We start from the raw sequence: 16,229 nt of genomic DNA, 5'->3' as shown, positions 1-16,229 counted from the left end.
TAAGCTGGTTACTCTACTCGCGATCTCGCTATACTCATATTAATCACTCAAAACGCCCTCCATTGTGAGGGCGTTTTATTAAGTGCTGGCTACTTTCAGCAGGTACTTACAAATTTAATTGGTACGCCCTATGAGCCCCGACTTCCAGATCAATACTCAAAACCTTAGCCTAAGAATTATTGAGCCTTCTGACGCACAAGAGTTTTCTCAACTGATCAAGTCTTCCCCTAGCTTACTGCCTTGGGTCGATTGGTGTCACGATCAGTTCTCTATCGTAGAGGCAGAGAAATTCATTCTGGCAACTCGCCTAAACTGGGTGAAAGCCGATGCGTTTGGCTTTGGTATTTTTGAGCGAAAAAGCGATAAGCTGGTCGGCATGGTAGCCATCAATGAGCTTTACCACACCTTTAACATGGCGAGTTTAGGGTATTGGGTTGGCGACCAATTTCAGAGAAAAGGCATTGCAAAAGAAGCGATGTTGGCTCTGTTTGAATTTTGCTTTGCGCAGCTCAAACTAACGCGTTTAGAGATAGTCTGTGATACCGAAAACCTACCGAGCCAAAAGCTCATAGAGAAGTGCGACGCAGAGCGAGAAACCATTGCCAAAAATCGATTCATCTTCAACGGTAAACCAAAAGATGGGGTCGTTTACTCAGTACTGCCACCGGTGGCTTAACCATCATCAACAAGGCAGCCACTTAACTGACACGATCAAAAAAGAGCTCCGAAGAGCTCTTTTTTACTATCAGCGTTAAGCATTTTGAAAGCTTAACTCTTCTTCGAAAAGCTAGCTAATTAGTGAAGCTTTAGATTTGGACGTAGAACACGGTTGATACGGCCAACCAACATCATTAGTGACGTCTTGATGATTCCGTGAAGCGCCATCTGGTGCATGCGGTACAAAGAGATGTAAACCACGCGAGCAATACGACCTTCGACCATCATCGAACCTTTAGTCAGGTTACCCATCAAGCTACCTACCGTAGAGAAACGGCTTAGTGATACTAGTGAGCCTTTATCTTTGTAGATGTAATCTTTCAGGTCACGACCGTTCAGCTTAGCAATGATGTTGCTGAATGCGCAGCTTGCCATTTGGTGAGCCGCTTGAGCACGAGGTGGAACAAAAGAACCATCCGCTTGTGTACATTGCGCCAAGTCACCGATAGCAAAGATGTTGTCATCAAGCGTCGTTTGCAGCGTGTTTTTCACAACTAGTTGGTTGATACGGTTAGTTTCAAGACCACCAATATCTTTCATGAAGTCAGGCGCTTTAATACCTGCTGCCCATACCATGATTTGAGCAGGGATTTTGTCGCCATCTTTCGTTGTTAGGCCATCAGCATCGGCTTGCGTTACCATAGTATTGGTACGAACGTTCACACCAAGCTTAGTTAGCTCAGAGTGCGCAGCGCTTGAAATACGAGGAGGAAGAGCAGGAAGAATACGCTCGCCCGCTTCCACTAGGTTTACGTTTAGCTTGCTTGAATCTAGGTCACCAAAACCGTATGTACGAAGCTCTTTCACAGCGTTGTGAAGCTCAGCCGACAGCTCAACACCAGTAGCACCCGCACCAACAATCGCGATGTCTACCGTACCTTGACCATTCTTAGCGTGCAGCTTTAAGAACTGGTTGTTCATTTCAGTACGGAAACGGTGAGCTTGTTCTGGGCTATCAAGGAAAATACAGTTATCACGAACGCCTGGAGTGTTGAAATCATTAGACGTTGAACCTAGTGCCATAACCAGAATATCGTATTCAAGCTCGCGGCTTGGCATTAACAGCTCACCGTGCTCATCTTTCAGTTCGCTAAGTGCAATCACTTTACGCTCACGATCGATGTCGTTCAGGCTGCCCATTTGGAAATCGAAGTAATGGTTTTTTGCGTGTGCGCGGTAGCTTAATGCATCAACGCCTTCATCTAGAGAACCAGTTGCTACTTCATGAAGCAATGGCTTCCATAGGTGGCTTGCTTTACGGTCTACCAGAGTGATCTGGGCACGCTTTTTACGACCTAAAGTGCGGCCTAGCTTAGTTGCTAGTTCTAAACCACCAGCACCGCCGCCTACTACGATAATTTTTGTCACAATGACAATCCTCTACAAAATGAATAAATAGGGTTCGGCTCGATTACTCCAACCGATAAATTCTATGTATCTACTCGGCCTTTAAATAAGGCTGTGACATATTGGATAACCGCGAAAAGAAGAACGACAGCTCACCGAGTAGTTAGAGGGGCTACAAGCAACAAACATCCGTTTATCGCCTTACTCACATGGATAAAAAGGTGACAACCTTAGAGGTAGTACACAAATAATGGGCAAGTTTTATCACTCGCTCTCAATTTTTTTTGATATTTATCAAAATATTTTGCTTTGGAACATTATATATAGCAAAAAGATGACCGCAACTAAAATCCTTACCCACAATGAGGATTCGAAGCTAAATAGTTAACGTTTGCGTAAACTTGTCAACATAGCCGCTACGACAGCATCATCAATAGTAACCTTTGCTATCCAGATACAAAAAAGCAGCACTCAATGAGTACTGCTTTTATAAAAATAGTGGGATGATTAAGCGTTTTTAAAGGCTTTCATCGCTTGGAGATGTTGAGAGATTTTTTTGAACTTGTGACTCTCTTTCTCATCCCAGATTACATCGTAGTAATCTTCAAGTGCTGCAGCTGTTTTGCTATTGTCGTGAATTTCATCTTCACGAGAAAGCACCACAAGACAACGACCTTTGTTTTTCATGCGGTACTGTTCAACACACTTAGTCGCAATATCTTCGTACTCTTCAGGACGGTCGATTCGGCCTACCATGTTGTTCTCAGGTTGCAGGTTCGGGTTGAAAATTACCTGCTTAATACCACACAAGAAACCAATACGCTCAGACCAAAAACCACCTAAGCCAACACCACAAATAATTGGATGTGGATCATCTGATTGCTCTATCACTTTGTGCACCTCTTTTAGCAGGTGCTGCATATCGTGTTTTGGATGCAAAGTACTGTAGTTGATGAAACGAACGTCATCATCAATGAATTGCAACTGCAGTATCTTTTCGTGATTGCCCGGGCTTGTTGAGTCGAAGCCGTGAAGATAGATAATCATTGTACCTCCCCCATTGAATATTGGTACGTTTTGATCAATCTAACACGAAAAACAAGGTTTTAAAGGGAAGACCATCGAAATTATATTTTTCACTTCCTAAACGTGATCCTAGCTACAGAAAGTGTGACTCAGAGCCTCTGCTTCACGCAGATAACTTTCATCTCCCCACAGTTGATGAGCGAGCAAATACCACAACATTGCCATCATTCGACTTCGTGGTAACCACGCTTCTACACCATCCAGCCAAGGCTGAACATCGTGAATGCCGCGCAGCTGACAATACTTTTCAACCGTTTCTTGCACCGGGGCATCTGCGACTGAAATGGTTAAGGTTAGATCTAATCTAGGGTCAGCAATTGCCGCGTATTCCCAATCAATGATTTTAATCCCACCGCTGTTCTTCACTAGGTTGTAACCGCCCAGATCAAAGTGACATAAGGAAAGCTCAACACTCGGAATACTCGGTGTTGTCCGCCACTCTTTATAAATGGAGCTGTAGGCTTCGGTCTTATGAACCGCATCAAGCTGAAGCCAATAATGGTCTACTCGCGCTGTAAAGCTGAACGGCTTAAGTGGTAACCGTGCGGTGTTAACCAAATGCACAGAGATAAGCGTTTTCAATAGGTCATCAATATCTAAACCTTCATAGAGCGTATCCCCGGCAACCCATTCAACCAATAAGCCTTGTTCATTGACGACAATAGGGCTTGGTCCAATACCAAGACGCTCGATGGCAGACAACACTTGGTACTCTTCATGACGGGAAATAAAGAAGGCGTTAGTAATCGGTGTAATCGGACGCCACACGTATTCAGTGCCATCAGCAGAAACCAGCTTCCAACATCGGTTAGTTAGACCACCGGTAAGTGTCTGCGCCTTCACTGGCGGCTGCGAAAAATAGCCATCAAGCGAAATCAAACTGGTATCAAGAAGCTTCGCCTCAGACCAAGAAAAAATTGCCATTGCTCATTCCCTATAAACGTCTTCGTTTCCCTACAAAAAAGACACTGACCAAAAGCCAGTGTCTTCAAATATCAGCACATCATGTACTGAATTGGCGTGTGACCAAGCTATTCACTTTCAATAGTAAGTGTCATAGTTGGCAGTTAAGCGAAATTAAAGACCTAGTAGGCTCTTAGATTGCTGCTTACGGATTTCAGTCTCGTCAGCCCACTCGATCAAGCCAGACTCAAGGTCCATCAGACGCATGGTCATTTTGTAGTACACGTCTTCGTCGCTACCCGCTTTCTTAACGATGCTTGATAGGTTGCCGTACAGCATGTACTGAGCACCAACCATCTTACCGAACTGAATCGCAGAGCTTTGGTTCACTAGCTCATCGTTGTTTTGAAAGTTTAGTTGGTCACGAACAGACTCTACACGGTCCATATCAACGAAACGGAACTTACCAGAGTTCAGCATTTTAGTACTGATTGTGTCAGTGATTGACTCAGTATCGATGTGCTCACTTGTTTTGTTCTTGATTCGCTCTACGAACACGATTGGACGCTGATCACGAGTAATGTAAGACACTGAACCAGAAGCCATCATGCTATCAACCATCTCACCAGCAATAGTTTGAAGGTCAGTTGAACCGAAATCGATTGTCGTGGTTTCTACTGCTTGTGCATCACCGTAGCTTACCTTGTTCGAACAACCGCCTAAAATAACCGCTAAGCCTAGTAGCGCAATGACACTCTTTTTCATGATGTTTCCTCAACTTATCATTGAGTGGGGTTACCCACACTCTTAAATTTTATCTGTGCGAATCAATTCGCTTTATCAGCGCTAGTCGATATTAACCGCGCCAGTTCTAACGGAATCTGTTACTACTGCTCTCGGAACTGAACTCGGAACTGAGTTGCTTTCGGGTTTACCGATACTTCCGACAACGAAATGCTTTCAAAGCCACGTACAATCGCTTGCTTCCAAGGTCCTTGTTTCAAGTTGACCTCCAGTCCAGCATCGTCGTACCAATAGAAACGATAAAGGATGTGTTGGTCACCTTTATAGTTACTGTTTAAGCGGACAATACCTCGAGTGTGACCATCAATCTGATCGGTACGGATATCTTCAACTTGTAAACGGCTGCCCAATACATTGTCGCCAAAGAATACGTTCTGAGTCAGACTATCAACCCTTACGCCAGCTGTATTATCAGCACAACCAGCCAGAGCCATAACCGCTGCTAAGCTCACTAACCACTTTTTCATTACAGCCTCCCTAGCTGTTTATGCCACATTGTTGCGTTGTTTCCTTGTCGAGAAATCCATACCAAAGTAGTCTGCCCTTCTCGAATATCAAAATCGTAGGTTTTAGCACCCGCTTCCAAGGTATATTGGCCGCTGTTTGCTACAAACGTACTGCTCTTAATCTCAGCTGGTAATGATTGCCAACTGCGAGTGTCTGGTTGCTCTGTCAGCGTGTTCCACACATTGAACAAAATGTTGCCAACGTCATCACCCTTGGTTGCCTCTTTACGAATGCGGTCTTTTGCGACCACACGCAGTGCTTGGCGAATAACAATGCTCGTCATACGCTCAGAGAGATCGTTTTGAGCCATAGCGTTTACGTCGGTAATCAAATGCTCCTGCAGCGGCTGCCCACTGATTCGTAACGGAGAAAAACGCTCTACGTTCTGACTTGGGTAATATGGCAGCGCAAGAGAGTATATTGCTCCCTGATCGCGACTGTCATAAACAGGTAAATCTAGTCGCCAACTGTCCATTGCTTGAACAGCACTCTGCTCTTGAAGAACAATCACGCGCCCTTGACCGCTACTTAGCTTAGACGACTGCTTGTAACGCTTCTCAAGTGTGACCAAATCCTGTCGCATACCTAAGCGTGCGGCCGTTGCCATGGTTCTGTCGATAATCTCTTGGTTATCAGGCATCACCGCCAATGCGCGTCGATAATCAACATAAGCACTGTTAAGGTCGTTTGAAGCTTCATAAAGCAGACCCGATAAAAACATCAGATAAGCGTTTTGCACTGACTGCAGCTTTTTACCCGCATTTGGGTAATTCGCGAGAATACTGCCGACATTGGCAGACAGCCCCTGCTTCTTCGCATCGTTGGCGGCTCTTTCTAGCTCGGCCTCACGCTGCTTTTTCGCTTGCTCTTGAACTTGATTGGCGCGACGCATTTCGATCACCGCACCTTCTAAATCGTTTTTCTTTAAATAGTTTAAGCCGAGATAAAGGTGAAGAAAGCCTAACTCGTAATCCGGCGGCACATACTCGGTAATGTTGTCATTCACAGCCAATGCACCCACACTGGTTGCACTGTCTGAAATTGAGATGACGGCTTTTCTCTGCTGCTCGGTAACAGCCTGATCCGCCGCTTCAAACGAAGACTTACTCTCTGGGTACTTTTGATCCAACAGATTGATTCTGCCTCTCTCAAAATTATCGAGAATATCGCCTGCTGCGTAATCTGGTAACTCTTGTTGAGCCTCTGAATAATCTCCAGATTTAACAGCTTGGTAGATACTTTTATTTTGTGCGCTGTAATGACTGAACAGGTTACCTGCAGACATACTCGCGCATCCCGCGGTCAGCGCCGATAGTAGGGCAATGGAAGCGAATCTAAACTGTTGCTTCACTTATCGTCTCCGTGCATGTTTAAAATGCCAACTTTATTATGGTCTGCTGACCTTTCGTGGTGAAATCAGCTCGAAAGCTCAACAGACCCTAGTCTCATTATCAAAACGAAACGTGCTGTAAAAAGGATCTCAAGCAAGTAAATGCTTGCTTCATCGGGCTCTGGCTAAGCAAAGCCGATATTCAGACAACAGATAACAATTAAAGTTGGCATACAAACAACAAATTTTCCAACTTGTTGTTTGTGTTAATTAACTCATTAACTTTCTAGTTCGTTCATTGACTATTTTGTTAATTCGTTAACTTATTTGATTAGCTCATCAGTAAAGGGCCAAGCGGACGGCCACCAACTAAGTGCATGTGGATGTGGTAAACCTCTTGGCCACCATGAGAGTTACAGTTCACGATAAGACGGTAACCATCCTCTGCGATACCCTCTTCTTTTGCTAGCTTACGAGCAACTGTAAACATGCGCCCCATCATTGCTTCGTCTTCCACTTCAACATCGTTGGTCGTTGGAATAAGCTTATTAGGGATAATTAGGATGTGGCTAGGCGCACGTGGGTTGATGTCACGAAACGCTGTCACTAAATCGTCTTGGTATAGCAGATCTGCTGGAATTTCTTTGTTAATGATCTTACTAAAGATGGTTTCTTCAGCCATGTTTTTCTCCGATAAAACATTTACTTTTTAGTGCTTTGAGTATGCGCTATGCCGCTACAAACCACAATAAACCTGCTTTAAAGCTTAATAAAAAACACCGTTCAAATCAAAGAAAACTAGCCTAAGCTCTCAAGAATGGCATGTTGATTATAACTGAGGGTTATTTTTGCTGTGTGCGTCATAAAATGCGTAAGCGGAGCTCAATAGAATGCTGACAATTTTGTTAGTTTTACTTTGACCTGACATTAGGTCTGCATTTTATTTAGGGAGAAAGCCATGAAGGGATCTGTGATCAAGCGTATGTACGCTGGTTTCGCACTGATCATCATCATGTTCGCAGTCACGATAACCATCATGATGAACAGCATGAATCAGATACACAGCAATTTTGAGAGTGTCTCAGAAACCTCTTTACCGCTTGTTGCGCTTTCCAATCAAACAAGTGTCCAATTGCTTTCGGCAGATAAGTCATTCAAAGATTTCTTAACCACACAAAACACTGAACGCATGTCTGCAATGCGCACAGAGTTTGCTGCATCACAAAACGCTTTTTCAGAAGTCCTTGGTAATCTAGAAGCGGCAAGCCAAAACAACACCTCACTCATCGAACGCATTACTCAGCTAAGAGCCATGGAAGAACGCTACTTTGCTGAAGCAGATGAAGCGATGAACAACTACGTCGCGATGTTTGAAGCGCAAGAGCAAGTACAAAAAGCATCACGTGATTTCCAACGCCTACACTCAGAATTGACCGTTGGCATGAAAGAGTACGTTGCCGATCAGAAGAGCATCTCTGTGAAAGTCATGGCGAAAAGCTACTTCATCAAACTGCAAGATGCAGAAGTGATCACATCAGACGCACTCGCGAGCTCAGATGTGGCATTCGTACAAAAAGCCGTAAACCAAAACAAGAAAGCCGTTACTCACCTAAACTACGCCTACCGTGGTTTGGCAACACAGCTACCTGCTCTTAAGAATGTATTCGATGAATCGGTTCAGAAATTCACCAAAGACGTAGGCCAAAAAGGCGGTGTTCTTGATAAGCACAACAACTACCTTCAAGCGAAACAAGCACTTTATGTGAACATTGCCAATCTAGCAGTTGAAGTAGACCAAGCGATGGCCGTGTTAGACTCATTCAACGTGACAGCCGAAGAACAACTCAACTCTTCATTGGCAGACGCGAGCAGCATTTACGACAAAGGCCTATTCAATGCGATTGCCATCGGTGTGGTTGTAACACTATTTGCGGCAGCGATTGGCTACCACATTGCTCACAGTGTAAGAGAGCCACTAACGCGCATCCTTAAAACACTAGAAGGCCTAACAGAAGGTGACATGACACAGCGCATCGACATTCGTTACAACAACGAATTCAGCCGCGTGAGTGGTCACATCAACACCTTAGCCGATAACCTACACAATATTCTTGTAAAGCTTAACGATGCGTCAGATGACCTAACCAAAACAGCAAGCGTCAACCAGAAGACCTCTTCAGAAACTCAGGCTCAACTGAACAGCCAGCGTGAGCAAACTGCGACAGTAGCGACTGCGATGACAGAGATGTCTCACTCTGTACAAGAAGTTGCTAATAGCGCACAAAGCTCTTTGACTATGGTTCAACAAGTCGAGACGGCTTCTGAATCGGGTCGTCAGATCATGAACACCAACATCAGCACCATCAACCAACTGGAAACTCGCCTAACCGAGTCGGTAAGTGCGGTGGGTGAACTGCAACAGATGAGTAGCCAAATTGGCTCAATCCTAGACGTAATTCGCGGCATTGCAGAACAGACGAACCTACTCGCACTGAATGCAGCAATTGAAGCAGCGCGTGCCGGTGAGCAAGGTCGTGGTTTTGCAGTCGTTGCCGATGAGGTTCGTGTGTTAGCGCAGAAAACAACGCAATCTACAGCTGAAATCGAAACCATGATCAGCAACCTACAATCCAGCTCGAAAACCGCAAGTAACGTTATCGAAAGCTGTATGAGTGATATGGACATGTCGGTACAACAAGCATCGAATGCCAATAGTGCAATGGAAGAGATTCAAGCCTTGATTCTAGAAATCAGCCATATGAGTACTCACATCTCTCAAGCTGCTGCTGAACAGAGTGAAACCTCGGGTGATATTGCGCGTAATATTGAAGACATTAACCACATCGCAGACGCCAGTTACCAAGCGATGTCATCAATAGCTGAAGCGAGCCAAAACCTAACGATTCTCGCAAATCAACAAGGGGATTTGGTTCATCAATTTAAGCTATAGATAAATGATGAAACCATAGATATTTGGTGAGATTGTTGGGACTTCTTACCCAATAGTGGTAACTATTTGAACAAGGGCAACTTTTATCAAGAGTTGCCCTTGTTTTTTATGAGCTTTGTCATTATATGGTTATTAAGGCTTGCTGCTTCCCGTTTTTTCTTTCACCTTTATGAGCGAGCCGCTATTAAGGAATTTATATGGCTGTTCATGTTGGCATTATCGATCAAGACCCCATTCGCTTGCTTACCCCACTGCTTGATAACCGTACGGTCAGCACGCACATCGTGTTCATCGGCGACAAAAATCAAGTCGATATGTATCAACGCTTAGACAGCGTTTTGCAAAAGCGCGACATTACCAGCGAGTTTTTTGAAATTCCTACGATCGTAAACACGTCCGTGATTAAAGAATCCATTCAAAACCTCGCTGAAGATTTAAAAGCACGTGGACAAGAAGTGAAACTCAACGCAAGTTGTGGTCTACGTCACCGTCTACTTTCAGTCTACGAAGTGTTCCGAACTTACCACTGGCCTATTTTCGTTGTAGAACCAAATAGTGACAAACTATGCTGGCTGTACCCGAATGGCAAAGAAGACGCCCAAGTTCAAGACCGCATCACTATCGACGATTACCTCACGGTATTTGGCGCTCGTGGTGAATTCAGCGACGTGCAATTGCCTCCGCAATTAGACCAAAAGCTTTATGAGCTAGGTGAACGTTGGGCAAGTAACGCACTTGAATTAGGTCCTGGTCTAGCGACACTGAACTACCTTGCAACCACTTGTCGTAAAGAGCAGAAGCTGGATGTTGAGTTATCCGAAAAACAGCAAGGCTATCGTGAACTAAACATGCTATTGAGTGATTTAGTTGAAGCTAAGATCGCCACTTACGACAATGGTATTTTAACTTTCGCTAATGAAGACGCACGACGCTTCTCAAATGGTGAATGGCTTGAAACTCTGGTTCACAGCACCGTCAAACAGATCCAAGACGACATGCCAACCATTCAAGACCGCTCTTTGAATGTTCAGGTATACCGCCAGCTCGGCGAGCGTGAAGTTCGAAATGAGCTAGATGTGGCATCTGTGGTGAACAATAAACTGCACATCATCGAATGTAAGACGAAAGGCATGCGTGATGACGGTGATGACACGTTATACAAACTGGAATCACTAAGAGACCTATTAGGTGGCCTACAAGCCCGCGCTATGCTAGTGAGCTTCCGTCCACTTCGTCATAACGACATAACACGCGCAGAAGATCTTGGCCTTGCTCTGATCGGCCCAGATGAATTGAAAGATCTTAAAACGCACCTAACCGCTTGGTTTACGGCTGCTGGCGGTAACGAAGACCAAGAGTGCTAAAAAGAAACATTTAACAGCAAGCTTCTCTTAAACAGATATAACAAAGGCGAGTCGCTATTTAGTGACTCGCCTTTTTCTTATCTGTTTTCTCTCTGTCACTTAACGAGTAAATAAAAAATGGCCGCATCAATCGATGCGGCCATTTTCAAAATTTGCTGTCAGATTAAGACTTAAAGCATTTTACGAGCAGCTTCTACAACCACTTTGATTGAGCGTGCTTCTGTTACTTTTAGTGTATCGTGATCAGGCGTCTCTTTTTGAGTACGGTTGATGATTACACCAGCAACACAACCCGCTTTCAGACCAGAACTTGCACACATAGTTAGCAGCGTTGCAGATTCCATTTCGAAGTTTAGAACGCCCATGTCTTGCCACTCTTGCATAGAACCTTGGAAACGCTTAACTACGCGACCTGAGAACGTGTCGTAACGCTCTTGACCTGGGTAGAACGTATCACTTGAAGCAGTTACGCCCATGTGAACGGCTGCACCTGATTCTTCAACTGCCGCTTTCATTGCTGTTGCCACTTCGAAGTCAGCAACTGCTGGGAACTCCATTGGAGCAAAGTGTAGGCTAGCGCCGTCTAGACGAACAGAACCAGTAGAAACAATCATGTCACCCACATTTACGTGAGGTTGGATAGCACCAGTAGTACCAACACGTAGGAAAGTGCGAACACCCAATTGAGCTAGCTCTTCTACAGCGATAGAGGTAGATGGACCACCGATACCTGTTGAACATACAACCACTGGCTTACCGTCTAGTTCTGCGCGGTAAAGTGTGTATTCACGATGGCTAGCAAGAAATACTGGGTTCTCCATCTCTTCTGCAATTTTTTGTACACGAGCAGGATCACCTGGAATGATCGCAAGAGTAGCACCGTTAAGATCTGCTTCAGTAACACCTAAATGGAAAACAGCTTGAGACATAGTTCGCTCCTTTTGGCTTATTGGGCTTTTTACCCTTATTTAAGCTCATAGTAAATTCGTGGGGTACGAACACACTCTAACCAAGCTCACCACAAAATGAAGTGACACCCGTCACATGAATGATCGCAACAAGATTTCAAGTTTCACGAAAAACCGATTGGCATCACAAAAATAAGCAATGTAAGCACCTGTGTTGCATACTAATGAGACAAAAAACGCCTTTAACGTATTACCGCTAAAGGCGTTTATATAGTAGGCAACTTTATATAAGAGCGTTAGATTTAATCAGATTTAGACTTGAATCGTAGTAAGCGTAATGCGTTCAATGTCACCAGTGCTGTTGCACCGCTGTCCGCCAGAACCGCTACCCATAACCCCGTAATACCAAACAAACTCGTCACTAAGAACACACCTTTCAAGCCAAGAGCCAGAGCGACGTTTTGACGGATATTATTGATGGTCGCTTGCGACAGCTCAATCATTGCTGGTAATTCAGTTAGACGGTTATGAGTCAGTGCTGAATCAGCAGTTTCCAGAGCAACGTCTGTGCCCCCACCCATTGCGATACCGACATGCGCGGTTTTCATCGCGGGCGCATCGTTAATGCCATCTCCGACCATGGCTACATGCGACTGTTGAGACAACTCTTGTACATAAGACACCTTATCACTTGGAAGCAGACTCGCTTTGTACTGCATGCCAACTTTGCCACTGATCGCGGCAGCACTGCGCGGGTTATCCCCTGTCAGCATAATGGATTGAATACCGAGACCATTCAGGCGCTCAATCGCAAACTTCGCATCACTGCGTAATGTGTCTTGCCATGCAATCAAGCCAATCGCATTGGCAGCTTGCTCAGAATCTTTAACCTCTAATGCAACAACGACGGTTTTACCTTCATCTTCTAGCGATTCGATTTGCTTAGATACCTGTGCATCCAAAGCGAAATTAAGCTTAGATGGCGCAAGCACTCGATATTTCACACCATCGACGTCACCTTCCACGCCACTACCAATCAGCGCTTTCTTGTTGTGAGACTCTGGAATATCAATGCCTAATTCTTCAACTTTTGCCACCAGCGATTTTGCTAATGGGTGAGTAGAGCCAACCTCAATAGCGCCAACCACACGAAGCATCGCATCTTTCTGCCAACCTGCTAGTGGCTCAATATCAGTCACCTGAGGCTTACCTTCAGTCAGTGTGCCTGTTTTATCGAAAGCAATAGTTTCGATCTTACCAAGCTGCTCAAGTGCTGCACCGCCTTTAATTAGCGCGCCGCGTTTTGCTGCCGCAGCCAAACCAGAAGTGATCGCCGCAGGTGTTGAAATAACAAGGGCACAAGGGCACGCGATTAACAGTAGTGCTAGACCACGGTACACCCATGTTTCCCACGATTGAGCAAATAATAATGGTGGCGTGATGATGACAAGCAAAGCGACCACCATCATCAATGGTGTGTACCAACGACTGAACTTATCAAGGAAACGTTCCAATGGCGCTTTACGCGATTCCGCCTCTTCAATCAGGTGAAGAATACGGTCAATGGCGTTCTCACCTTGTTTCGAGGTAATCGTAATGCGCACCACTTTATCGACTACCACAGCACCAGCCATGATGCTATTACCTTGGGTGTGCTCCACAGGCACAGACTCGCCAGTCAACGCACTTTCGTCAAAACTCGCAGCATCGGTAATCAACTGACCGTCTGCTGGCAAACGAGAACCCGCAGCCACTTCAATCACATCGCCAGGTACCAATTCGCTTACTGCTACTTCAACACGTTCACCGTTAATAATCTTGGTCGCATTCTCAGGCACTAACGCCATTAGCGCTTGAACGCCGCTTCTTGCTCTTGAAGAAGCAAAAGCCTCTAAGCGTTCACCAATTAAGAAAAGAAGTAATACCATTGCCGCTTCTGCGGTCTCGCCAAGGTATAGCGCACCCAGTGCAGCCACACTCATTAAGGTTTCTATCGCGAAAGGAGTTCCCGAGCGAGCGAGCTGAACGGCTTTCTTAGCGACCGGATACAGTCCAAGTAGACAGGTCGCGATGAATAAACCTTCACTTAATTGAGGCGCTGAGCTTTTCAGTAACGCCGCGAACAGCATCGCAGCGGCTATCGCTATGATCTGTAAATTAGGTTGGATATGCGCTTGCCAAAATGTCTCTGGTTGTTGCTTTTCTTTCTTAGAACCCACTTCCGTTAACGGGAAGCCAGTGTTGATAGAGACTTGTTCGATGGTGTCAGCAAGACTTTCATTGTTATATTTCACAACCAGTTTTTCGGTAGCAAAGAGCACCTTCGCTTGAATTACACCGTCGATATTACTGATCGCTTTTTCTATTTTTCTGGCACAAGCTGGACAGTCCATTCCGGAAACCAACCAACTTTTAGAAAATTGGGCATCGTTCGTTATCGTTGAGGACTGACTGTCTTCTTCTCCACTGTCTGAACTACAACAGCCATCACCCGATGACGCGACTGTCGTTGAAGAAGAGCTGCAACATGCTGATGATGTACCAGCTGCAGTAATGCTTGAAATTTTAGGGCTAGAGCAGCTTGTTGCGGCTGCTTGTGGTTGAACGTCCACTTTTACTGAGCGGCACGCTGCGTGTTTTGCGCACATAATGTATCTCCTTAATATTCCAATACCCTTGGAGTGGCTACTCAGTCATTAAAGTAACCAACCCCAAGTTCATCGAAAGTATAAACCTTGGAGGTAGCTCCAAGGTCAAGAAGAAGTTTTCGGTTAATACAATTTATTTAACAGTCTCGACCAAGTAAGTCACTATTATTGAGGCTTCAGTTCGGCACACTCTTCTCTGTTCGCTGAAACATCATCAATCAGCACTGCATCATGAGAACAGAAAGGCTGTGTATTCAAACTTACGATAGACACGTCATCTTCAACTGGCTCGACATTAGATCCCTGCATCAATTCAGAGATGTGGTAACGAAGTACTAAAACACCCAACAAGCCAAACAGAATATTACCCAGCGCTTGTCCGTAAAGAACGCCTAACGCGCCATACCATTGAGAACCTAAATATACGAAAGGCAAGGTACCAAGTGTCGCCTTACCTAAATTCAGAGCGGTCGAATACAGCGGCTTACCTAGGTTATTAAACGAGGTGTTCGCGACAAACAGTGCGCCGTTAAAGATGAAAGTAATGGCCACATAGGTACAGAAAGCAGCAACAATGATCGCCGCGTCCCCTTGCAGACTAAAGCCATGAATCACGAGATCTTGTAGGAAGTACAACAGGACACAAACCACAATGGTGTACACAGTGGTTACAAATAGAGAGTTATTGAGCGTCTCTTTTACTCTGTCCATTCTCTCGGCACCAAAGTTCTGACCAATAATTGGCCCTACCGCGCCAGACAAGGCAAAAATTACCGCAAAACACACCGGCGTTAAACGACCAATCACCGCAAAACCCGCAACGAAGTCTTCACCATATTGTGCAATACCTGTCGTGACAATGGCATTGCCGATAGGTGTCGCGGTGTTAGTAATGATCGCAGGGATTGCGATTGCTAAGATTGGACGGATATTGATGCGCCACTGCACAAATGATGGTGGAGCCACCAGCTCGTGACTGCGAATCAAAGGATAAAGTGAGAAGAACAGAACCGAAAAACGCGCCACCACAGAGGCGATAGCCGCCCCTTCAATGTTCCAACCAAAGCCAAAAATAAACAGAGGATCTAAGATCGCATTTACGATCCCTCCCGATAATGTCGCCCACATAGAGCGTTTGGCATCACCCGCAGCTCTTAGGCCAGCACCGGCCGCCATCGCAAGCGCTAAAAACGGGCCACTCGGTAACAAAATCTGCAAATACGCTTGTGCGCGCTCAGCGGCTAAGCCTTTCGCACCAATGGCTGCCAATAACTCTGGGATATAAGCGTACATAACAGCAGTGACGGTTGAGCTAATGACAAACGCGGTTAGCATAATGCTAGTGCTGAGGTTTCTAGCTTGGTCTCTATTTTTTGAGCCTATCGCTTTTGAAACCAACGCCCCCATAGCAATGGAAGTACCAATCGACACAGAAGTAGAAAAGAAAGTGAGTGTGCCAGCAAAACCAACCGCAGCAGCCAGTTCAACCTGACCTAGCATACTGATAAACAGCATATCGAGCAGGTCGACCACAAACAATGCCATCAAGCCGACTGAGCCTGCTCCCGACATCACCAAGATGTGGCGCATCGTTGAGCCTTCTACAAACTTTGCAGTTTGGTTTGACATGAAACCTCCAAAAGCTGAAACACCACAGGCTAAACC

At 45.2% G+C, this 16,229-nt stretch carries 13 protein-coding genes; 3 read left to right on the top strand and 10 right to left on the bottom strand.

From position 1 onward, the window contains the following. The first annotated feature begins 130 nt into the window (after window positions 1-130). Window positions 131-676 carry a GNAT family N-acetyltransferase gene (locus F0232_RS06130; protein ID WP_105059252.1) on the top strand — a complete coding sequence of 182 codons (546 nt, stop codon included), beginning with the start codon at window positions 131-133 and terminating at the stop codon, window positions 674-676. Between the two features lie 119 nt (window positions 677-795). Here the strand turns inward: F0232_RS06130 and F0232_RS06125 are convergent, their stop codons facing one another. The 7 genes from F0232_RS06125 to hinT form a co-directional block, all read right to left on the bottom strand. Further along, window positions 796-2,085, bottom strand: coding sequence for an NAD(P)/FAD-dependent oxidoreductase (locus F0232_RS06125; RefSeq protein WP_061031794.1), 1,290 nt, complete (start codon window positions 2,083-2,085; stop codon window positions 796-798). A gap of 486 nt (window positions 2,086-2,571) precedes the next feature. Beyond that, entirely contained in the window at window positions 2,572-3,111 is a 540-nt protein-coding gene (ycfP, locus tag F0232_RS06120; RefSeq protein WP_048658279.1) for an alpha/beta hydrolase YcfP, read from the bottom strand. Between the two features lie 108 nt (window positions 3,112-3,219). Then, on the bottom strand, window positions 3,220-4,074 hold the full coding sequence (locus F0232_RS06115) for a phosphotransferase (protein WP_105059251.1): 855 nt from the start codon (window positions 4,072-4,074) through the stop codon (window positions 3,220-3,222). 153 nt (window positions 4,075-4,227) lie between these two features. Then, window positions 4,228-4,818, bottom strand: a complete 591-nt coding sequence (gene lpoB, locus F0232_RS06110; RefSeq protein WP_004741952.1) for a penicillin-binding protein activator LpoB — start codon at window positions 4,816-4,818, stop codon at window positions 4,228-4,230. Between the two features lie 122 nt (window positions 4,819-4,940). Continuing rightward, a complete protein-coding gene (locus tag F0232_RS06105; RefSeq protein WP_004741950.1) occupies window positions 4,941-5,324 on the bottom strand; it encodes a YcfL family protein in 384 nt (127 codons plus the stop codon). Continuing rightward, entirely contained in the window at window positions 5,324-6,715 is a 1,392-nt protein-coding gene (locus tag F0232_RS06100; RefSeq protein ID WP_105059250.1) for a COG3014 family protein, read from the bottom strand. Before F0232_RS06100 ends, F0232_RS06105 begins: the two co-directional genes overlap by 1 nt. A 310-nt stretch (window positions 6,716-7,025) precedes the next feature. Next, window positions 7,026-7,376 (bottom strand): purine nucleoside phosphoramidase, encoded by a 351-nt coding sequence (hinT, locus tag F0232_RS06095; protein ID WP_004736268.1) that lies wholly within the window; start codon window positions 7,374-7,376, stop codon window positions 7,026-7,028. A 276-nt stretch (window positions 7,377-7,652) separates the two neighbouring features. Here hinT and F0232_RS06090 point away from each other — a divergent pair, with 276 nt between their 5' ends. Together F0232_RS06090 and F0232_RS06085 are read left to right on the top strand one after the other, a co-directional pair. Then, on the top strand, window positions 7,653-9,644 hold the full coding sequence (locus tag F0232_RS06090; protein WP_061031797.1) for a methyl-accepting chemotaxis protein: 1,992 nt from the start codon (window positions 7,653-7,655) through the stop codon (window positions 9,642-9,644). A 197-nt stretch (window positions 9,645-9,841) separates the two neighbouring features. Continuing rightward, window positions 9,842-11,008: a DUF1887 family protein gene (locus tag F0232_RS06085; RefSeq protein ID WP_061031798.1), complete on the top strand. Its 1,167-nt coding sequence runs from the start codon at window positions 9,842-9,844 to the stop codon at window positions 11,006-11,008. A 170-nt stretch (window positions 11,009-11,178) separates the two neighbouring features. Here F0232_RS06085 and udp read toward each other — a convergent pair whose 3' ends face one another. From udp to F0232_RS06070, 3 genes are all read right to left on the bottom strand, one after another. Next, entirely contained in the window at window positions 11,179-11,937 is a 759-nt protein-coding gene (gene udp, locus F0232_RS06080) for a uridine phosphorylase (RefSeq protein ID WP_017632176.1), read from the bottom strand. Between the two features lie 281 nt (window positions 11,938-12,218). Continuing rightward, window positions 12,219-14,564, bottom strand: coding sequence for a zinc/cadmium/mercury/lead-transporting ATPase (locus tag F0232_RS06075; RefSeq protein ID WP_105059249.1), 2,346 nt, complete (start codon window positions 14,562-14,564; stop codon window positions 12,219-12,221). A gap of 165 nt (window positions 14,565-14,729) precedes the next feature. After that, entirely contained in the window at window positions 14,730-16,193 is a 1,464-nt protein-coding gene (locus F0232_RS06070; protein WP_008221673.1) for an MATE family efflux transporter, read from the bottom strand. Window positions 16,194-16,229 lie beyond the last annotated feature (36 nt).

Source organism: Vibrio sp. T3Y01, assembly GCF_013114525.1.
Classification (GTDB): Bacteria; Pseudomonadota; Gammaproteobacteria; order Enterobacterales; family Vibrionaceae; genus Vibrio; species Vibrio chagasii_B.
The sequence above is the reverse complement of the archived record's forward strand: the minus strand, read 5'-3'. Positions and strand labels throughout refer to the sequence as shown.